The organism is Streptococcus oralis, from assembly GCF_001983955.1.
Lineage (GTDB): Bacteria > Bacillota > Bacilli > Lactobacillales > Streptococcaceae > Streptococcus > Streptococcus jiangnanensis.
On record NZ_CP019562.1, the window covers coordinates 36,643 to 57,607 of the forward strand.

The following is a 20,965-nucleotide window of genomic DNA, read 5'->3' on the forward strand; positions in this document are numbered from 1 at the left end:
ACACTGGTGTAAACCACTTTTGTATTGCATCATTATAAAAGGTATAAATGGGGACAGTTATGAAAGACGTGGTGATTGTTTCGGCAGTGCGAACTCCAATAGGCTCCTTTGGAGGAAGTTTGAAGAATGTTTCAGCTGTTGATTTGGGAGCTTTGGTTATAAAGAGTGCTTTGGAAAAAGCCAATGTCAAACCAGAGCAGGTAGATGAAGTGATTATGGGGAATGTCCTAGGAGCAGGTTTAGGTCAAAATGTAGCTCGTCAAATGAGCATTCGTGCTGGACTTTCTGAGTTTACACCAGCCTTTACCATCAATAAGGTTTGTGGTTCAGGTTTGAAGGCAGTGCAGTTGGCTGCTCAAGCGATTCGATGTGGCGATGCAGATATTATCGTAGCTGGTGGTGCAGAAAACATGAGTCAGGCTCCATACGTTTTGCCAAGTTTCCGTTGGGGTGGCCGTATGGGAGATTCAAAAGTGGTAGATACTATGATCAAGGACGGTTTGTCTGATGCCTTTAACGAATACCATATGGGGATTACAGCTGAGAATGTGGCCGAAGAATATGGTGTCAGTCGAGAAGAACAAGATGCTCTTGCTTTAGAGTCACAAAAACGAGCAGTTATGGCTATAGAATCTGGCCGCTTTAAAGAAGAGATTGTGCCAGTTGTCATTCCTCAACGCAAAGGCGATTCTATCGTTTTTGATACAGATGAATATCCTAGAAAAGATGCAAGTTTGGAGAGTCTGTCTAAGCTGCGTCCTGTTTTCAAAAAAGACGGTTCTGTCACAGCGGGAAATGCTTCAGGTATCAATGACGGGGCAGCGGCTGTCTTGGTCATGAGTGCTGAAAAAGCGGAAGAATTGGGACTTTCAGTGATTGCCCACATTCGTTCGTATGCAAGTGCAGGTTTGGATCCTAAGAGGATGGGGTGTGGACCAATTTATGCGACTCGCAAGGCTCTTGAAAAAGGCAATTTGACAGTTGAAGATCTTGACTTGATTGAGTCAAATGAAGCCTTTGCTGCTCAGGCTTGTACAGTTGGGAAAACACTTGGCTTTAACACAGATATTGTCAATGTCAATGGTGGCGCCATTGCTCTTGGTCACCCAATTGGAGCCTCCGGTTGCCGAATCTTAGTGACTCTGGTACATGAGATGATGAAACGTGATGCTAAAACTGGGTTAGCAACTCTCTGTATCGGAGGAGGGATGGGAACAGCCCTTATCGTGGAACGTTAGGTGTTAGTGAACTGAGCGCGTGGGTAGGAGGGTGATGATTCCCTCCTCTTTTTGTGTCTGAGGTTAGAAGAAATCAATCATGAAAGAAGGGCTTGCATCTTTTAAAAGGTCGCTTTTTAAGGGTTTTTGTGATATAATAATGCGCAAGAGGTTTAGAATGAAAAAAAATAATTTAATCCCGTTTTCTGCGGTCTGGCTAGGACTTGCAACTTTCGGAATCTTAACTTTGCTGATTATTTTTTCACATAATCTTGCTGTAACAATTATTGTTTTGTTTTTATTTGTACTGCTTTATTTGCTTTTATTTGTATGGCAAAAAAAACAGTATGAAAAGAGCGAAATTGAACAAATCCAATATGTAAATCACCAAGCTGAAAATAGCTTGAGTACTTTGCTTGATCAAATGCCGGTGGGAGTCCTGAAATTAGACTTATCAAGTGGAGAAGTAGAATGGTTTAATCCCTATGCTGAGCTGATTTTGACGACTGAAGAAGGGGAAATTGATGTTGAGTTAATTCAAACCATCATCAAGGCTTCTGTTGGGAATCCAGGTTCGTATGCTACCTTGGGCGAAACACGGTATGCTGTCCATATGGACAAGGCTTCGGGTGTTTTGTATTTCTTTGATGTTTCTGGGGAGTACGAAGCAACTGTTGAATTGGTAACTAGCCGTCCAGTCATTGGAGTCATCTCAGTAGATAACTATGATGATTTGGAGGATGCGACATCTGACTCCGATATCAGTCATATCAATAGTTTTGTAGCCAATTTTGTTTCAGAATTTGCTAGTAAGTATGCTATGTTTTCTCGCCGTGTGGGGATGGATCGTTTTTATGTATTCACAGATTACACGGTACTAGAGGAATTGATGAATGATAAATTCTCTGTTATTGATACTTTCCGAGAAGAATCAAAACAGAGGCAGCTAGCCCTAACTTTAAGTATGGGATTTTCTTATGGTGATGGAAACCATGAAGAGATAGGGAAAATTGCCTTGCTCAACTTGAACTTAGCAGAAGTTCGCGGTGGTGACCAGGTGGTGGTCAAGGAAAATAACGAAACCAAGAATCCTGTCTACTTTGGTGGAGGAACTGCTGCATCTATCAAACGTACTCGTACACGTACCAGAGCCATGATGACAGCCATTTCTGATAAGATTCGAAGTGTTGACCAAGTTTTTGTAGTCGGTCATAAAAATCTAGATATGGATGCTTTGGGCTCTGCTGTTGGTATGCAGTTGTTTGCAAGTAATATTATTGAGAACAGTTATGCTGTCTATGATGCAGACCATATGCCAGCAGATATCGAACGTGCTATTCAGTTCTTGAAGAAGGAAGATGTCACGAAACTTTTATCTCTTACAGATGCGATGAAGTTAGTTACAAACCGTTCATTATTGATTCTGGTGGATCATTCCAAGACGGCTTTGACTTTGTCAAAAGATTTTTATGATTTGTTCACGCAAACTATTGTTATTGACCATCATAGACGTGATCAGGATTTCCCTGAGAATGCAGTCATCACCTATATTGAAAGTGGGGCAAGTAGTGCCAGTGAGTTGGTCACAGAGTTGATTCAGTTCCAAAATTCTAAGAAGAATCGTTTGAGTCGTATGCAGGCCAGTGTTTTGATGGCTGGTATGATGCTGGATACCAAGAATTTCACATCTCGCGTGACGAGCCGAACCTTTGATGTGGCTAGCTATCTGAGAACACGGGGAAGTGACAGTATTGCTATCCAGGAGATTGCTGCGACAGATTTTGAAGAGTACCGTGAGGTAAATGAACTCATTTTACAAGGTCGTAAGTTAGGTTCAGATATCTTGATCGCCCAAGCTAAGGACTCAATGTCTTATGACACAGTCGTTATCAGTAAGGCTGCCGATGCTATGCTAGCCATGTCTGGTATTGAGGCTAGTTTCGTTCTGGCAAAAAATACACAAGGATTTATCTCTATCTCGGCTCGAAGTCGTAGTAAAATCAATGTGCAACGCATTATGGAAGAGTTGGGTGGCGGTGGTCACTTTAATCTAGCTGCCGCACAAATCGAGAATATGAGTCTAACAGAAGCAGGAGAAAAATTGACTCAACTAATCTTGGAAGAAGCAAAGGAAAAGGAGAAAGAAGAATGAAAGTAATCTTTTTAGCAGATGTTAAAGGAAAAGGAAAAAAAGGCGAAATTAAGGAAGTGCCAACTGGCTACGCTCAAAACTTCCTGATTAAAAAGAATTTGGCCAAGGAAGCGACTGCTCAAGCAGTGGGTGAGTTGCGTGGAAAACAAAAATCAGAAGAAAAGGCTCATGCTGAAATGATTGCTGAAGCAAAAGCCATCAAGGCTAAGCTAGAAGCAGAAGAAACGGTTGTAGAGTTTGTTGAAAAGGTTGGACCAGATGGTCGTACATTTGGATCCATCACCAACAAGAAGATTGCAGAAGAATTGCAAAAGCAATTTGGTATCAAGATTGACAAACGCAATATTCAAGTGCAAGCACCAATTCGAGCAGTAGGTTTGATTGATGTACCAGTGAAGATCTACCAAGATGTTACCAGTGTCATCAATCTTCGTGTAAAAGAAGGTTAAGTTTATAACTTCTTTACAAGATTGTAAAAGGAAGGAAAGTCGGATGGCAGAAGTAGAGGAACTGCGAGTTCAACCTCAGGATATTTTAGCAGAACAATCTGTTCTGGGGGCTATTTTTATAGATGAGAGTAAGCTCGTTTTTGTCCGAGAATACATTGATTCTCGTGACTTCTTTAAGTATGCTCATCGGTTGATTTTCCAAGCGATGGTAGATTTGTCGGATCGTGGGGAAGCAATTGATGCGACGACAGTTCGAACGATTTTGGATAGCCAAGGGGATCTCCAAAATATTGGTGGCTTGTCTTATCTTGTTGAAATTGTCAACTCGGTACCAACTTCAGCGAATGCGGAATATTATGCTAAAATTGTAGCCGAAAAGGCTATGCTTCGTCGCTTGATTTCCAAGTTGACAGAGTCTGTCAACCAAGCCTATGAAGCTTCTAAGCCTGCAGATGAAATCATCGCTCAAGCAGAAAAGGGACTCATTGATGTTAGCGAAAACGCCAATCGTAGTGGGTTCAAGAACATCCGAGATATTCTAAATATCAACTTTGGAAACCTAGAAGTTCGGTCACAACAAACAACGGACATCACAGGTATTGCAACGGGTTATCGAGAGTTGGACCATATGACAACAGGTCTCCACGAGGAGGAGTTGATTATCCTAGCGGCACGTCCAGCGGTTGGTAAGACAGCCTTTGCCTTAAATATTGCTCAGAACATCGGGACCAAGTTGGATAAGACTGTAGCTATTTTTTCACTGGAAATGGGTGCAGAAAGCCTAGTAGACCGTATGTTGGCAGCAGAAGGTTTGGTGGAGTCTCATTCTATTCGTACGGGTCAATTGACTGATGAGGAGTGGCAAAAGTATACCATTGCTCAAGGGAATCTAGCCAACGCGAGTATCTATATCGATGATACACCAGGGATTCGGATCACGGAAATTCGTTCGCGCTCACGCAAACTGGCTCAAGAAACTGGAAATCTTGGTTTGATTTTGATTGACTACCTACAGCTTATCACAGGAACTGGTCGTGAAAACCGCCAACAAGAAGTCTCTGAAATTTCTCGTCAGTTGAAAATTCTAGCTAAGGAATTGAAAGTTCCAGTCATTGCTCTCAGTCAGTTATCTCGTGGAGTGGAACAGCGTCAGGATAAGAGACCAGTCTTGTCTGATATTCGTGAATCGGGTTCTATCGAGCAGGATGCGGATATCGTAGCTTTTCTATACCGTGACGACTACTACGATCGTGCTGGTGAAGAAGAGGAAGGAATTCCAAATAACAAGGTTGAGGTTATCATCGAGAAAAACCGTAGTGGAGCTCGTGGAACGGTGGAATTGATTTTCCAAAAAGAATACAATAAATTTTCAAGTATCTCAAAGAGGGAGGCATAAGATGTCAGATGCATTTACAGATGTAGCCAAGATGAAAAAAATAAAAGAAGAGATCAAGGCACATGAGGGACAAGTCGTTGAAATGACTTTGGAGAATGGCCGTAAGCGCCAAAAAAATCGATTGGGTAAGCTAATTGAGGTTTATCCATCCCTATTTATCGTTGAATTTGGGGATGTTGAAGGAGATAAACAAGCTAATGTCTATGTTGAATCCTTCACCTACTCAGATATCTTGACAGAAAAGAACTTGATTCGCTATCTAGACCAAGAATCATAAAATGAAGTGAGCTTTGCTCACTTTTTTCTTTTTCTCCCGAATAGTATAAACGAGGGTAACCTCGGAAATTTATATTATTAAGGAGAATGAATGACGTTTTTTAAATCAGGAGTTAAGAAGAGTAAATGTACTCAGTTGGGTGTAGGGCTGGCTACTTTGTTCGTTACGGGTACCTTTTTGTTTGGTGGGGAATCGGTTCAGGCTGACAGTGTAGCGCGTGGAGATGACTATCCGCTTCACTACAAAAATGGTAGTGTTGAAATCGATCAGTGGCGGATGTATTCTCGCCAGTGTACGTCTTTTGCAGCCTTTCGTTTGAGTAGTGTAAATGGCTTTGAGATTCCTCCTGCCTACGGAAATGCGAATGAATGGGGACATCGTGCAAGGCGAGAAGGCTACCGTGTGGATACTAAGCCAGAAGTTGGGGCTATTGCTTGGTCGACAGAAGGTTATTATGGGCACGTGGCCTGGGTATCAAATGTATCGGGAGATACGATTGAGATCGAAGAGTATAATTACGGGGTTCGAGAAAAGTATAACCGTCGAAAAGTCAAGGCTAATTCGATGACAGGTTTTATTCATTTTAGGGATTTATCTGCTAGCCATAGTGCGGGTGAGAATGCTCATAGCTCAGAGCTTCCGTCTAGTGGGACAATAGTATTCACGGAGAAATCGCCGATTATGGACCAACCGTCAAGTACAGGACAGGTTATTGACTACTATTATGCTGGTGAGAGTGTGAGTTATGATCAAGTTCTTGAAAAGGATGGTTATAAGTGGCTCGGTTATCTATCCTACAGTGGTGCTAGAAGATATGTGCAGTATACAAAGTTAAGCAATACAGAGAAAGGCTGGAAAAAAGAAGGAGGGAGTTGGTATTACCGAGAGAATGGTAAGCTAGCAACAGGATGGAAAAAAGTTAATGGCAATTGGTATCATTTAAAAGAAAATGGGGCCATGTCAACTGGCTGGGTTAAGGATGGCTCTCACTGGTATTATCTAAAGGCTTCGGGTGAGATGCAGACGGGATGGCTTAAAGACAAGGGAACTTGGTATTACTTAGAGGAATCTGGCCGGATGAAAGCTAGTCAATGGTTCCAAGTCTCGGGTAAACATTACTATGTTGATGCTTCGGGAGCCTTAGCTGTTAATACGATTATTGATGGCTACAGACTAGACAGTGATGGGGTAAGGATAGGAAGTGTTTCTTAAACATCATACAAGCTTTCTTCTTGTTCATAAAATTTTAAAATGGATATCGAATTAGTTGACGTTATTTATATAGTATAATATAATAACATCGAAAACTAAAAAGGGGCATCATCTAATGGACAAGAAGAAAGTTATTTTAACAAGTTTAGCAAGTGCAGCTGTATTGGGTGCTAGTGTACTCGTTTCACAGCCTTCAGTAGTTAAGGCAGATGAAGGGAAAGCAGAAGAGCAGGCAGTTGCTCCTGCACAACCACAAGCTGGAACAGAAGGGGAGAGCGGTGCTCAAACTGAAAAGGGATCAGAAAACGCTAGTCCAGCTAATCCTGGTGCGACAAATCCAGCTAAGATGACCAAAGAAGAGTTGATGAAGGCTTTGGATGAACTTGAGGAACAGGCTATTAGTGATATTGAGGATAAGGAAGCAATTGAGGACAAAGAGGCTGCAACTGAAGCTGTGAAGGAATATATCGGTAAGATGTATATTTCAGACACTCTTGAGTCTGGAGAGCTCAGCCTAGATAATATCATCGCTGAATTGCCAGAAGGTGCAGAAGATAAGGCTGTGGTAACAGGTCCTGAAGCTCAAACTAATAAAAAATTATCTACTGAGGAGAAGGCTCTACTAGACCAGGCTGAAAAAGATGCTAAAGAACAAGTGTCTCAAGCGACGGATGCTCTAGTTCAAGCCCTAGAATCTCTTGAAAATGCTGTAATTGAAGATATTAAAAAAGACGCTTCAATCACCGATAAAGAAACGGCCATCAAAGAAGCCAAAGAAGAGATCGGTAAAGAAGACCTTTTGAAGGCTATCGCAGATGAGGATTTGGAGATTGGTGATGTTATTGTAGACTGGCCAGCAGATACGAGCGAGCACAAAACAGTAGTTGAACCTGTATCAGAATTCACAGATGAAGACCAAGCTAAGTTAGACGAAGCTGATAAAGAGGCTCAGGTTGATGCAGCTAAAGTTCGCTCAGATTTAATCGCTACCCTAGAAAAAATTGAAAGAGAGACAATCGACGACATCAACAAAGATGCCACTATCACTGATAAGGAAGCAGCAATCAAGGCGGCTAAAGAAGTGATTGGCAAGGACGCTATCTTGAAAGCCATCGAAGAGGGTGAGCTAGACGCCTCAGACTTGTTAGCAGACTTCTTGGCAGAGGATAGTGATCAGGTAAGCCCAGCTGAATCGAAGACTCAATCACAGCTTTCAAGCCAAGACCAAGCTAAACTGGCTACAGCGGACAAGGAAGCAGCTGAGGAAGCCAAGAAAGAGGAAGAAGCTAAGCAAGCTGCGGAAGACAAAGCTCACAGCGAATTACTTTCAACTCTTGAAGGCATCGAAAAATCAACCATCGATGATATCAACAAGGATGCCACTATCACTGATAAGGAAGCAGCCATCAAGGCAGCTAAAGAAGTGATTGGCAAGGATGCTATCTTGAAAGCTATCGAAGATGGAGATATCGAAGCGTCCGACTTACTGGCAGATTTCTTGGCAGAAGACAGCGATCAGGTAACACGAGCCGAAGCAAAAACTCAATCTCAACTTTCAAGCCAAGACCAATCTAAACTCGCTACAGCCGACAAGGAAGCAGCGGAAGAAGCAGCAAAAGTTCGAACAGAATTGCTTTCAACGCTTGAAGGTATTGAAAAATCGACCATCGACGACATCAACAAAGACGCCTCTATTACTGATAAGGAAGCAGCCATTAAGGCAGCTAAAGAAGTGATTGGCAAGGATGCTATCTTGAAAGCCATCGAAGAGGGTGAGCTAGACGCCTCAGACTTGCTAGCTGACTTCTTGGCAGAAGAGAGCGATCAGGTAACCCCAGCTGAAGCGAAGACTCAATCTCAACTTTCTAGCCAAGACCAAGCTACACTCGCTGCAGCGGACAAGGAAGCAGCCGAGGAAGCTAAGAAAGAGGAAGAAGCTAAGAAGGCAGAGGAAGCTAGGAAGGCAGAAGAAGCTAGGAAGGCCGAAGAAGCTAAGAAGGCAGAGGAAGCTAAGAAGGCAGAAGAAGCTAAGAAGGCAGAGGAAGCTAAGAAGGCAGAAGAAGCTAAGAAGGCAGAGGAAGCTAGGAAGGCAGAAGAAGCTAAGAAGGCCGAGGAGGCTAAGAAGGCAGAAGAAGCTAAGCGACCAGAAACAAATACTAAGAAACAAGAACTTTTGAAATTAGAGAAAAAAGTTATTAAAATTAAAGAACAAATCTCTATTTCAAAAATAAATGGTGTTGAAAATGATCAAGTAAAAGAATTGCAACAAGCTTTAGCAGACTATGAGGATGCTATTAAGACTCTAAGTAGTGTCATGTCAGCTGTTCTTGAAATTGAAGACTTTAAAGGTGGAGTGAACGCAGTGGAAGCTGCGACTGCAGAATTGCCAGAATACAACAAAGGTGTAAATGCGGTAGAAGCTGCTGTAAATGAACTCCCAGCCTATGGCGAAAGTGGCGCTCCAGCCGTAGCGAATGTTCCAGTTTATGGAGAAAGCGGTGCTCCGGCAGTAGCGAGTGTTCCAGCCTATGCAGAAAGTGGCGCCCCAGCCGTAGCAAATGTTCCAACTTACGGAGAAAGTGGTACACCAGTAGTAAACAACACTCTGCCTTATGCAGAAAGTGGCGCCCCAGCTGTAGCAAATGTTCCAGTTTATGCAGAAAGTGGTGCTCCGGCAGTGACTACTATTCCAGCCTATGCTGAAAAGATTGAACCTGCAGTAAATGAAGTTCCAGAATACACTGGCAGTGTAGCTCCTTTGGCTACAAGCCCTACTCTCGGAACTGAACAAGATCGTACCTACAAAGCGCCTGCAGCAACGGATGAACAATTCCTTCCAAATACAGGAAGCCAAGATGCTTCAGCAGTCGCATCGCTAGGATTTGTTGGTCTCCTTCTTGGTTTGCTACCATTTGCAAAGAGAAAATTGAATAAATAAATCGCATGAAATCAATAAAAGAAAAGGATTTGAATAGTCCTTTTCTTTTTTATGGTGAAATAGTGATAAGTCCAAGTTTTTCAGCTCTTTCCGATGGTATTTTTCCTCGCTTTCCTTTATAATGGATGTATGGACAAGAAAAAATTATTATTGATTGATGGATCTTCTGTTGCCTTTCGAGCTTTTTTTGCGCTCTATCAGCAGTTGGATCGTTTTAAAAATGCTAATGGCCTTCATACCAATGCAATCTATGGCTTTCAACTCATGTTGAATCATGTCTTAGAGCGGGTTGAGCCTAGTCATGTTTTGGTAGCTTTTGATGCAGGCAAGACGACTTTCCGAACAGAGATGTATGCAGACTACAAGGGTGGCCGTGCTAAAACTCCAGATGAGTTTCGTGAGCAATTTCCCTTCATTCGTGAGTTGTTAGACCACCTTGGGATTCGACACTACGAGTTGCCCCAGTATGAGGCAGATGATATCATCGGGACTCTGGGCCGTTTGGCTGAGAAGGATTCTTTTGATGTGACAATTGTTAGCGGAGATAAGGATTTGATCCAGTTGACGGATGAGCATACGGTGGTCGAGATTTCCAAGAAAGGTGTGGCTGAGTTTGAGGCCTTTACGCCGGACTATCTCATGAAAAAGATGGGCCTCACACCAGCTCAGTTTATTGATCTTAAGGCTCTTATGGGGGATAAGTCTGATAATATCCCTGGTGTCACGAAAATCGGTGAAAAGACGGGTATCAAGCTCTTGCTAGAACACGGCTCGCTCGAAGGTATTTATGAAAATATCGATGGCATAAAGGCTTCGAAGATGAAAGAAAATCTCATCAATGACAAGGAACAAGCCTTCCTGTCTAAAACTTTGGCGACTATTGAGACTCAGGCACCAATTGAGATTGGCCTTGATGATTTGGTCTATAGTGGTCCAGATGTGGAAAATCTTGGAGAATTCTACGATGAGATGGGCTTTAAACAGCTCAAGCAAGCTTTGAATGTTTCGTCAACGGATGCGCCTGAAAGTTTGGATTTCACTATCGTTGACCACGTCAGCCAAGACATGCTGAGCACAGACTCTATCTTCCACTTTGAACTCTTTGGGGAAAACTACCATACAGATGACTTGGTTGGTTTTGCTTGGTCCTGTGGGGATAAACTTTACGCTACAGATAAACTTGAGCTCTTGCAGGAGCCAATTCTCAAGGAATTTCTAGAAAAAATAGCTCTGAAAGTGTATGACTTTAAAAAAGCTAAGGTTCTTTTAAATCGCTTGGGCTTGAATCTCCAAGCACCTGCTTTTGACAGTCGCTTGGCAAAATACTTACTCTCAACAGTCGAGAACAATGAAATTTCAACCATTGCGAATCTCTATGGTCAGACTTATTTGGTTGATGATGAGAATTTCTATGGTAAGGGTGTCAAGAAGGCAATTCCTGAACGAGAAAAATTCTTGGAACACCTAGCTCGCAAGGTTGCTGTATTGGTTGAGACCGAACCTGTTTTACTTGAAAAACTCGGTGAACATGGACAGTTAGATCTCCTCTATGACATGGAGCAACCTCTGGCCTTTGTCCTTGCCAAGATGGAAATCGCTGGTATCAAGGTCAAAAAAGAAACCCTACTTGAAATGCAGGCTGAAAATGAGGTCGTCATTGAGCAACTCACTCAAGAGATTTATGAACTGGCTGGTGAGGAGTTTAATATCAACTCGCCTAAACAGTTGGGCGTGCTTCTCTTTGAAAAGCTCGGCCTTCCACTAGAATACACTAAGAAAACCAAGACTGGATACTCGACAGCGGTAGATGTTTTGGAGCGTCTGGCTCCTATTGCTCCGATCGTTAAGAAAATTCTCGACTACCGTCAGATTGCTAAGATTCAGTCTACTTATGTGATTGGTTTGCAGGACTGGATTTTGGCGGATGGCAAGATTCATACGCGCTATGTGCAGGATTTGACCCAGACTGGGCGTCTGTCTAGTGTGGATCCCAACTTGCAAAATATCCCTGTTCGTTTGGAACAAGGTCGTCTCATTCGTAAGGCTTTTGTGCCTGAGTGGGAGAATAGTGTCCTGCTTAGTTCGGACTATTCACAGATTGAATTGCGCGTTTTGGCTCATATTTCTAAAGATGAGCACTTAATTAAGGCTTTCCAAGAAGGAGCTGACATCCATACTTCAACGGCCATGCGGGTCTTTGGCATTGAACGTCCTGAAGATGTGACTCCAAACGACCGTCGTAATGCCAAGGCGGTAAACTTTGGAGTGGTTTATGGGATTTCAGATTTTGGTTTGTCTAATAATCTGGGTATCAGCCGTAAGGAAGCAAAAGCCTACATCGACACTTACTTTGAACGCTTCCCAGGTATTAAAAATTACATGGATGAAGTCGTTCGTGAGGCGCGTGATAAGGGCTATGTAGAGACCCTTTTCAAGCGTCGTCGAGAGCTGCCAGATATCAATTCGCGTAACTTCAACATTCGTGGTTTTGCAGAGCGAACTGCCATTAACTCTCCTATCCAGGGTTCAGCAGCAGATATTCTTAAGATTGCTATGATTCAGCTAGACAAAGCTCTAGTTGAAGGTGGCTATCAGACCAAGATGCTCTTGCAAGTGCACGATGAAATTGTCCTTGAGGTTCCAAAATCAGAACTAGAAGCCGTCAAAACTCTAGTGAGACAAACCATGGAAGAAGCCATCCAGCTCAGTGTCCCACTCATTGCTGATGAGAATGAAGGGGCAACCTGGTACGAGGCTAAATAAGAAAACTATGATGGAGTTTGAAGCATTTGTCTTCAAACTCTTTTTCATGATTTTCTGTAAGCAGTTTCCTTGACTTTTCCTTGTGTTTGCGTTACTATATGTCCATATAAGATACGGGAGTCTGTGTACAGTCTGAGAGGAAGTGTTAAACTTCGACCGCACCTGATCTGGGTAATGCCAGCGTAGGGAAGGATACTTAGTCGAATTCTGCACCTTTTCCGTATATATGGGAAAGGTTTTTCTTTTTGTCAAAAAGAAAAACAGAGAAGAGGAGGTTTTTATGAAAGCAAGCATTGCCTTGCAGGTCTTGCCCCTATCACAGGGGGTTGATCGAATTGCTATTATCGATCAAGTGATTGCTTATCTGCAAGCTCAGTCCGTGACCATGGTGGTGACACCATTTGAAACGGTCTTGGAAGGGGAGTTTGATGAGCTCATGCGCATTCTCAAAGACGCGCTAGAAGTGGCCGGGCAGGAGGCAGATAATGTCTTTGCCAATGTCAAAATAAATGTAGGAGAGATTCTAAGCATTGATGAGAAACTTGAAAAGTATGATGAGACAACAGATTAGTCTTTTGGGATTTCTCGGAGTCTTGTCGGTCTGGCAGTTAGCGGGAATATTCAAACTTTTACCCAAGTTTATCCTGCCAACTCCTCTTGAGATTCTCCAGTCCTTTGTTCGTGACAGAGAATTTCTCTGGCACCATAGCTGGGCAACCTTGAGAGTGGCTTTACTCGGTCTAGTGCTGGGTGTCTTGATTGCCTGTATCATGGCTGTGCTTATGGACAGTCTAACTTGGCTCAATGACCTGATTTACCCTATGATGGTGGTTGTTCAGACCATTCCGACTATTGCCATAGCCCCTATCTTGGTCTTGTGGCTAGGTTATGGGATTTTGCCCAAGATTGTCTTGATAATCTTGACGACAACCTTCCCTATCATCGTCAGTATTTTGGACGGTTTTAGGCACTGTGACAAGGATATGCTGACCTTGTTTAGTCTGATGCGAGCAAACCCTTGGCAAATCCTGTGGCATTTTAAAATCCCAGTCAGTCTGCCTTACTTTTATGCAGGTCTGAGGGTCAGTGTCTCCTATGCCTTTATCACAACAGTGGTATCTGAGTGGTTGGGAGGCTTTGAAGGACTAGGTGTCTACATGATTCAGTCAAAGAAACTGTTTCAGTATGACACCATGTTTGCCATTATTATTCTGGTGTCGATTATCAGCCTTCTCGGTATGAAGTTGGTCGATATTAGTGAAAAATATGTGATTAAATGGAAACGTCCCTAAGATAAGGATGTTTTAGAAAAAGAAAAGAGGAAATGAAGATGAAGAAAACATGGAAAGTGTTTTTAACGCTTGTGACAGCTCTTGTAGCTGTCGTGCTGGTGGCTTGTGGTCAAGGGACTGCTTCTAAGGACAATAAAGAAGCAGAACTCAAGAAGATTGACTTTATCCTAGACTGGACGCCAAATACTAACCACACAGGGCTATATGTTGCCAAGGAAAAAGGTTATTTCAAAGAAGCTGGAGTGGATGTTGATTTGAAATTGCCACCAGAAGAAAGCTCGTCTGACTTGGTGATTAATGGCAAAGCGCCATTTGCTATCTATTTCCAAGACTACATGGCTAAGAAATTGGAAAAAGGGGCAGGAATCACTGCCGTTGCCGCTATCGTTGAGCACAATACATCTGGAATCATCTCACGTAAATCTGACAATGTCAGCAGTCCAAAGGACTTAGTTGGGAAGAAATACGGAACCTGGAATGACCCAACGGAGCTTGCTATGTTGAAAACCTTGGTAGAATCTCAAGGTGGAGACTTTGAGAAGGTCGAAAAAGTACCAAACAACGACTCAAACTCCATCACACCGATTGCTAATGGCGTCTTTGATACTGCTTGGATCTACTACGGTTGGGACGGTATCCTTGCCAAATCGCAAGGCGTAGATGCTAACTTCATGTATTTGAAAGATTATGTCAAGGAGTTTGACTACTACTCACCAGTTATCATCGCTAACAACGACTATCTCAAAGACAACAAAGAAGAAGCTCGTAAAGTTATCCAAGCTATCAAAAAAGGTTACCAATATGCCATGGAACATCCAGAAGAAGCTGCAGATATCCTCATAAAAAATGCACCTGAACTCAAGGAAAAACGCGACTTTGTCATCGAATCTCAAAAATACTTGTCAAAAGAATACGCAAGCGATAAGGAAAAATGGGGACAATTTGATGCTGCTCGTTGGAATGCCTTCTACAAATGGGATAAAGAAAATGGTATCCTTAAAGAAGACTTGACAGACAAAGGTTTCACTAATGAATTTGTAAAATAATGACAGAAATTAGACTAGAACACGTAAGCTATGCCTATGGCGATGAAAAAATTTTAGAGGATATCAACCTGCAGGTGACGTCAGGTGAGGTGGTCTCTATTCTAGGTCCAAGTGGTGTAGGAAAGACCACCCTCTTTAACCTAATCGCTGGGATTTTAGAAGTCCAGTCTGGGCGAATTGTCCTTGATGGCGAGGAAAATCCCAAGGGACGCGTGAGTTATATGTTGCAAAAGGATTTACTCTTGGAACACAAGACGGTGCTTGGCAATATCATCCTGCCCCTCTTGATTCAAAAGGTGGATAAGGCAGAAGCCATTGCCCGAGCAGATGACATCCTTGCGACCTTCCAGTTGACAGCTGTACGGGACAAGTATCCTCACGAACTTAGTGGGGGGATGCGTCAGCGTGTGGCCTTGCTGCGGACCTATCTTTTTGGCCACAAGCTCTTTCTTCTTGACGAGGCTTTTAGCGCCCTGGACGAGATGACAAAGATGGAACTCCACGCTTGGTACCTTGAGATTCACAAACAGCTACAGCTGACGACCTTGATCATCACGCATAGTATCGAGGAGGCCCTCAATCTCAGTGACCGTATCTATATCTTAAAAAATCGCCCTGGGCAGATTGTTTCTGAGGTTAAACTAGATTGGTCTCAGAGTGAAGACAAGGAAGTCCAAAAAATTGCCTATAAACGTCAAATCTTAGCGGAATTGGGATTAAATACTTAGATCCTTAGAACAATATTATATATTAAATCCAAGTAAGAATCTTGCTTGGATTTAATTGTGTCAAAGCTTATGCAGAAACGGAATTGGCTGATTTATCCATCTACCTGATAAGTTAATATAAAAACCGAATCATTTTAATTGACATTCTGTCAAGGTTCTGTATAATATAATTGAACCATTATAGACAATAAGGAGGATAATGTGGTGACGAAGAGAAATAAAAAACTCTTTCATGGCTTGATGGCCTTGCTACTGGTTGTGTCGGTCTTTTTGCCTGCACTAAGACTTAATGGAGTAGTTAGTGCTGCCGAAAAAACTGAATCAGAGTACACTTTGACTACAGAGCCGACGATTAATACGAACCGATTAGTCGATCATGCCAAATATGGTGAAGGTAAGTTCTATCTTAAAACAACTTACGCATTCCCAGACAATGTAACTCTGAAAAACGGTGATTTCATGGTTTATCACGTTCCAAATGAGTTTAAAATCGAAGTAGATTCTACTACAGATTTGAAAGCTCCGAACGGTGAAACGATTGCAACACTGACAACAGAGAAGGCAACGAATACTGCTAAGATTACAGTAACAAACGAAGAGTACTTTAAGAAGTTTAATGAGAACAAACAAATTGTTGCATCATTTACTGTAGTGTGGGCGGACCATGTTGAAAAGAATAAGGAATATGAAATCAACATTCCTGGTGCAGGAGTTTATCATTTGACTCGTATCGTTCCAGACGTTGATCCAACTGGATTTACTAAATGGGGAGTTCAAGATTCAGACGACCCTAACTATGTAAACTGGCGTATCCGTGTTAACCGTTATGCAAAATCATACACTGGTGTAAATATCCAAGATACTATTCCTGATGGGCAAGTTCTTGCGAGTGATATTACTGGTTACTACTTCCCAGATTGGGAAAATGGTTACGGACGATCATCACTTGATAAGGCTCATGTTCAAGTAACAGATAAGAACCATTTCTCAATTACACCTAATGGTAATGGAACCTTAGATCATAAAGGGCTTTATATCATGTATCGTACTCGTTTGACTAAACCAGTCAATCCAGTTACTAAACGTGTATTGAACAATGTAACTGTCACTACAAACGAGGAAGCCCAACCAATAGAATTTGAAGGTTTTGCACCAATTACAACTACTGACGGTATTGGTGTAGGTGCCAAATCGGATGAGGTTGCTCTAGAAGTGACTAAGAAACTTAATGGTAAAACTCTTGAAAAAGATGCATTTAGCTTCCAACTTCTAGATGATCAGGGTAATGTTTTACAAACTGTCAAAAATGACGAGAATGGTAAAGTGAAGTTCGAGGCAATCAAATACAAAGAAGCAGGAACTTTTAACTATACCATTAAAGAAGTTAATGATAACAAACCTGGATACACTTATGATGCGAACGTCCTTAAAGCGACTGTAACAGTAAAAGATGTTTTGGGTGAAAAATTAGCGAGCGTCAAATTTGAAGATTCTAAGAAAGAATTTACAAACTCATACGCTGCTAAAGAAGCAAAACTGCAACTTGAAGCTAAGAAAGTCTTAAAGGGTAAAGCTCTTGAGGCTGGCAAATTTGAATTTGAGTTGAAAGAAAACGGAACAGTTCTCCATACTGTTTCAAATGATGCAAACGGTAAGATTCAATTCCCAGAACTTACGTTCACAAAAGAGAAAACTCGTACATTCACTATTTCTGAAAAAGCTGGTGATGTAGCCGGAGTTGAATACGATCCAAATGCTTATGAAGTAACAGTAGTCGTTAAAGATAACGGCCAAGGTCAACTTGTTGCAACTGCAACAGGTGCTGATAATCTTACTTTCACTAACACTTATAAAGCCGCTTCAACAAGCGCGACAATCAAGGCTAAGAAAGTCTTGAACGGTAAAGAGCTTGAAGCTGATAAATACGAATTCGAACTTAAAAAAGGTGAAGAAGTCGTTGCGACAGCTAAAAACGCTGCAGACGGCACCGTTACTTTCAAAGAAATCGAGTTCGAAACAGCAGGTGATTACACTTACACTATCACTGAAAAAGCAGGTAGTGAAAAAGGTGTGACATACGATACTGCCAAACACAAAGTTAAGGTGAACGTTAAAGATAACGGGGAAGGAAAACTTGTTGCAACTGTTACAGGTAACAACCCAACCTTCACTAACACTTATAAAGCTGCTTCAACAACTGTAAATATTACCGCTAAGAAAGTCTTGGAAGGTAAAGCTCTTGAAGCTGATAAATACGAATTCGAGCTTAAAGAAGGTGACAAAGTCGTTGCGACAGCTAAAAACGCTGCAGACGGTACTGTTACTTTCAAAGAAATCGAATACAATGAAGCAGGCGACCACACTTACACTATCTCAGAAAAAGCAGGTAGCGAAGCAGGTGTGACATACGATGAATCTACTCATAAAGTAACAGTAAACGTTACAGATAATGGACAAGGTGAACTTGTTGCAGCTGTTACAGATAACAACCCAACCTTCACCAACACATATAAAGCAGCTAAAACAAGTGCAACGATCACAGCTAAGAAAGTCTTGAACGGTAAAGCCCTTGAAGCTGGTAAATATGAGTTTGAACTTAAAAAAGGTGAAGAAGTCGTTGCGACAGCTACAAACGCTGCAGACGGAACTGTTACTTTCAAAGAAATTGAGTACAACGAAGCAGGTGACTATACTTACACTATCTCAGAAAAAGTAGGTAGCGAAGCAGGTGTAAAGTACGATAAAACTATTCACACTGTAACAGTAAAAGTTACAGACAACGGTGCAGGCAAACTTGTTGCAACTGCAACTGATAACAACCCAACCTTCACCAACACTTATAAAGCAGCTTCAACAAGTGCAACGATCACAGCTACTAAAGTCTTAGATGGTAAAGCTCTTGAAGCTGATAAATACGAATTCGAGCTTAAAGAAGGTGACAAAGTCGTTGCGACAGCTAAAAACGCTGCAGACGGAACTGTGACTTTCAAAGACATTGAGTTCAATGAAGCAGGCGACCACACTTACACTATCTCAGAAAAAGTAGGTAGTGAAGCAGGTGTGACATACGATACTGCCAAACACGAAGTTAAGGTGAACGTTAAAGATAACGGGGAAGGAAAACTTGTTGCAACTGTTATAGGTAACAACCCAACTTTCACTAACACTTATAAAGTAGCTTCAACAACTGTAAATATTACCGCTAAGAAAGTCTTGAATGGTAAAGCCCTTGAAGCAGGCAAATATGAGTTTGAACTTAAAGAAGGTGACAAAGTAATCGGAACAGCAACAAACGCTGCAGACGGTACAGTTGCTTTCGCAGGTATCGAGTACAAAGAAGCTGGTGAGCACACTTACACTATCTCTGAAAAAGCAGGTAACGAAGCAGGTGTGACATATGATAAATCTACTCACAATGTAACAGTAAAAGTTACAGATAATGGTCAAGGCAAACTTGTTGCGACTGTAACTGACAACAACCCAACCTTCACAAACACTTATGTTGCATCTTCAACACAAGTAACTTTCACAGCTAAGAAAGTCTTGAATGGTAAAAAAGAACTTGCAGCAGGTCAGTTTAAGTTTGAACTTAAAGAAGGTAACGAAGTAATCGAAACAGCTACAAACGCTGCAGACGGTACTGTTACTTTCAAAGCTATTAAGTACGCAACAGCAGGTAAGCACACTTACACTATTACTGAAGTAAAAGGTAACGATGAGAATATCAAATATGATGAAAATTCTTACGAAGTGACAGTTGAAGTCGTTGATAATGGTGCAGGTCAACTTGTAGCAACAGTTACAGGTAACAACCCAACAATCACTAACACATATACTGAACCGAAAAAAGAAGAACCTAAGGAAGATCCTAAGGGTGAACAGCCTAAGGGAGATTTGCCAAACACTGGTGGAGCAGACTTTACAGCATTCTCTACTATTCTTGGTCTAGTTCTTGCAGCTTTGGCAGGACTTGTATACCGTACTAAAAAAGTTGACTAATCTTAACTTTGAATAAAGCAAAATGATGGTGACCGTTTTACGGTCCCATCTTTTTGTTTTGGATAGTTTATAATAATCTTCGCAACTCGTTCCCTTTTCCTTTAAAAAAATTAAAAATTTCGGTATAATAGTCAATTATACCGAAATCATTCTATAATCGTTGATACATAAGGGTTTTATGTATCGCTTTTTTATTTTGTGGACTTTTTTAAGAACTTTTTATTTTTTCGAGAGCAGTTTCAAAGAATGAGACTGCTCTTTTTTGGTTCTCTTTTGATAAATGGCTGTAAGTGTCCATAGTTACAGATATTTTTGCATGGCCAAGCCGTGTCTGTATCTCCTTGTATGGCAGGCCAGCATTAAGCAAGATACTAGCGTGAGTGTGGCGGAAAGCATGAAAGCCTAAATCAGTACAGTTAGCGTTTTTTAAGTGCTTATGTAGGCGATAATCAACCTTTCGAGTATTGACATAGTTGTCAAAGCTATCAGAGAATACTTTCTCATAGGTTAAGCCAATGTTTCTACCGTTTTCTGCTTGTCTTGCTCGGTAGAGGCGAAGCATGAGCACTGTTTTATGATCGATATCTAGAACTCTATAGCTTGATTTTGTCTTAGGACCGTTTACCTGGTTTAAAATGTTGAGTGTTTTGTTAATATCAATCGTTCCGTTCTGCAGATCAATATCAGACCATTCCAGGGCCAGACATTCACGGATGCGCAGTCCAGTAGCTAGGAGCGTTTTATAAAGCACAGTATCATAGAAATTGACAAAGGTATTCTCCAGGTTATCGAGATAGGAGAGGAAGCTTTTAAGTTCCTGATCTTGAAAGTATTTAATTTCTTGTTTATCTCTTGTTATCTTTCTAGGAATGACAACATCACGAGCAGGGTTATTGTCCAATGCTTGGATAGAAACCCCATACTGTAGAATACGTTTATTTAAGGCGTGAAGGTGATTGTATTCTTTATACCCCGTTCCGTCTTGATTGTACTCATCCGCCCACTTATTTACCTGAGTTTGGATAATAACAGGAGTAAGTTTATCTAGTTTGTAAGTACCAAATGAGGGCAAGAGGTAGTTATTTAAGCAACCTTTTATCTTAATCTGCGTATTAGTCTTTACGGTATGCTGGTAGGTTTGCCAAAACAAGTCCACAAGTTCGCTATAGGTTGTTATATGTGAGCGTTGTTTCCGGGTAGAGCCGTTTTTCTCAAATTCTACCTTGACCTGAGTGGCCTTATTTCTGAGTTCTTTCTTTGTTCGTGCTGATATGGTAGTCTTGACCTTCTTACCAGTTACAGAATCAATGCCAAGATAGATACTAGAGCGGTAGACTGCTGATCCGTCTTTTTTCGTGTGTTGTGTAATTTTCATGGTTTTAACTCCTTTTTCATCAGCAGGCAAGCAATTAGAAAAGGTTTTGAGTTTATACCATGCGAGGAGCTACGAGAACCCCTCTATTTTCGATTTTAAGAGGACGGACGGTAAAATTATA

At 41.6% G+C, this 20,965-nt stretch carries 14 protein-coding genes; 13 read left to right on the plus strand and 1 reads right to left on the minus strand.

Annotation, left to right across the window (positions count from 1 at the left end; translation table 11 throughout):
- Nucleotides 1-59 precede the first annotated feature (59 nt).
- From BWR56_RS00190 to BWR56_RS00250, 13 genes are all read left to right on the plus strand, one after another.
- A complete protein-coding gene (locus BWR56_RS00190; RefSeq protein ID WP_076984217.1) occupies nt 60-1,238 on the plus strand; it encodes an acetyl-CoA C-acetyltransferase in 1,179 nt (392 codons plus the stop codon).
- A gap of 157 nt (nt 1,239-1,395) precedes the next feature.
- Entirely contained in the window at nt 1,396-3,369 is a 1,974-nt protein-coding gene (locus tag BWR56_RS00195) for a DHH family phosphoesterase (protein ID WP_076984218.1), read from the plus strand.
- A complete protein-coding gene (gene rplI / locus BWR56_RS00200) occupies nt 3,366-3,818 on the plus strand; it encodes a 50S ribosomal protein L9 (RefSeq protein WP_000864211.1) in 453 nt (150 codons plus the stop codon). Before BWR56_RS00195 ends, rplI begins: the two co-directional genes overlap by 4 nt.
- A gap of 43 nt (nt 3,819-3,861) precedes the next feature.
- A complete protein-coding gene (gene dnaB, locus BWR56_RS00205) occupies nt 3,862-5,214 on the plus strand; it encodes a replicative DNA helicase (protein WP_076984219.1) in 1,353 nt (450 codons plus the stop codon).
- A 1-nt stretch (nt 5,215) separates the two neighbouring features.
- Nucleotides 5,216-5,491: a Veg family protein gene (locus tag BWR56_RS00210; protein WP_001278166.1), complete on the plus strand. Its 276-nt coding sequence runs from the start codon at nt 5,216-5,218 to the stop codon at nt 5,489-5,491.
- 90 nt (nt 5,492-5,581) lie between these two features.
- The gene (locus BWR56_RS00215; RefSeq protein ID WP_076984220.1) at nt 5,582-6,703 is read left to right on the plus strand and encodes an SH3 domain-containing protein; all 1,122 of its coding nucleotides are present in this window, start codon (nt 5,582-5,584) and stop codon (nt 6,701-6,703) included.
- Between the two features lie 115 nt (nt 6,704-6,818).
- The gene (locus BWR56_RS00220; RefSeq protein ID WP_076984221.1) at nt 6,819-9,641 is read left to right on the plus strand and encodes an SIALI-17 repeat-containing surface protein; all 2,823 of its coding nucleotides are present in this window, start codon (nt 6,819-6,821) and stop codon (nt 9,639-9,641) included.
- 129 nt (nt 9,642-9,770) lie between these two features.
- Nucleotides 9,771-12,404, plus strand: coding sequence for a DNA polymerase I (gene polA, locus BWR56_RS00225; protein WP_076984222.1), 2,634 nt, complete (start codon nt 9,771-9,773; stop codon nt 12,402-12,404).
- Nucleotides 12,405-12,684: 280 nt separating this feature from the next.
- Nucleotides 12,685-12,975 (plus strand): thiamine-binding protein, encoded by a 291-nt coding sequence (locus BWR56_RS00230; protein ID WP_049504536.1) that lies wholly within the window; start codon nt 12,685-12,687, stop codon nt 12,973-12,975.
- The gene (locus tag BWR56_RS00235; protein WP_196769363.1) at nt 12,938-13,696 is read left to right on the plus strand and encodes an ABC transporter permease; all 759 of its coding nucleotides are present in this window, start codon (nt 12,938-12,940) and stop codon (nt 13,694-13,696) included. Before BWR56_RS00230 ends, BWR56_RS00235 begins: the two co-directional genes overlap by 38 nt.
- A gap of 38 nt (nt 13,697-13,734) precedes the next feature.
- Entirely contained in the window at nt 13,735-14,742 is a 1,008-nt protein-coding gene (locus BWR56_RS00240; RefSeq protein ID WP_000754537.1) for an ABC transporter substrate-binding protein, read from the plus strand.
- A complete protein-coding gene (locus BWR56_RS00245; RefSeq protein WP_049504541.1) occupies nt 14,742-15,470 on the plus strand; it encodes an ABC transporter ATP-binding protein in 729 nt (242 codons plus the stop codon). Before BWR56_RS00240 ends, BWR56_RS00245 begins: the two co-directional genes overlap by 1 nt.
- A gap of 204 nt (nt 15,471-15,674) precedes the next feature.
- Complete coding sequence (locus BWR56_RS00250; protein WP_269466338.1) at nt 15,675-19,469, plus strand: Spy0128 family protein; 3,795 nt, start codon at nt 15,675-15,677, stop codon at nt 19,467-19,469.
- 208 nt (nt 19,470-19,677) lie between these two features.
- Here the strand turns inward: BWR56_RS00250 and BWR56_RS00255 are convergent, their stop codons facing one another.
- Nucleotides 19,678-20,844 (minus strand): tyrosine-type recombinase/integrase, encoded by a 1,167-nt coding sequence (locus BWR56_RS00255; RefSeq protein ID WP_076984224.1) that lies wholly within the window; start codon nt 20,842-20,844, stop codon nt 19,678-19,680.
- Nucleotides 20,845-20,965: the final 121 nt, after the last annotated feature.

Coding starts and splice junctions, on each gene's coding strand:
- BWR56_RS00220 (WP_076984221.1), top strand. CDS start 6,819: ATGGACAAGAAGAAAGTTATTTTAACAAGTTTAGCAAGTGCAGCTGTA.
- rplI (WP_000864211.1), top strand. CDS start 3,366: ATGAAAGTAATCTTTTTAGCAGATGTTAAAGGAAAAGGAAAAAAAGGC.
- polA (WP_076984222.1), top strand. CDS start 9,771: ATGGACAAGAAAAAATTATTATTGATTGATGGATCTTCTGTTGCCTTT.
- dnaB (WP_076984219.1), top strand. CDS start 3,862: ATGGCAGAAGTAGAGGAACTGCGAGTTCAACCTCAGGATATTTTAGCA.
- BWR56_RS00190 (WP_076984217.1), top strand. CDS start 60: ATGAAAGACGTGGTGATTGTTTCGGCAGTGCGAACTCCAATAGGCTCC.
- BWR56_RS00215 (WP_076984220.1), top strand. CDS start 5,582: ATGACGTTTTTTAAATCAGGAGTTAAGAAGAGTAAATGTACTCAGTTG.
- BWR56_RS00245 (WP_049504541.1), top strand. CDS start 14,742: ATGACAGAAATTAGACTAGAACACGTAAGCTATGCCTATGGCGATGAA.
- BWR56_RS00255 (WP_076984224.1), bottom strand. CDS start 20,844: ATGAAAATTACACAACACACGAAAAAAGACGGATCAGCAGTCTACCGC.
- BWR56_RS00210 (WP_001278166.1), top strand. CDS start 5,216: ATGTCAGATGCATTTACAGATGTAGCCAAGATGAAAAAAATAAAAGAA.
- BWR56_RS00230 (WP_049504536.1), top strand. CDS start 12,685: ATGAAAGCAAGCATTGCCTTGCAGGTCTTGCCCCTATCACAGGGGGTT.
- BWR56_RS00195 (WP_076984218.1), top strand. CDS start 1,396: ATGAAAAAAAATAATTTAATCCCGTTTTCTGCGGTCTGGCTAGGACTT.
- BWR56_RS00235 (WP_196769363.1), top strand. CDS start 12,938: ATGAGAAACTTGAAAAGTATGATGAGACAACAGATTAGTCTTTTGGGA.
- BWR56_RS00240 (WP_000754537.1), top strand. CDS start 13,735: ATGAAGAAAACATGGAAAGTGTTTTTAACGCTTGTGACAGCTCTTGTA.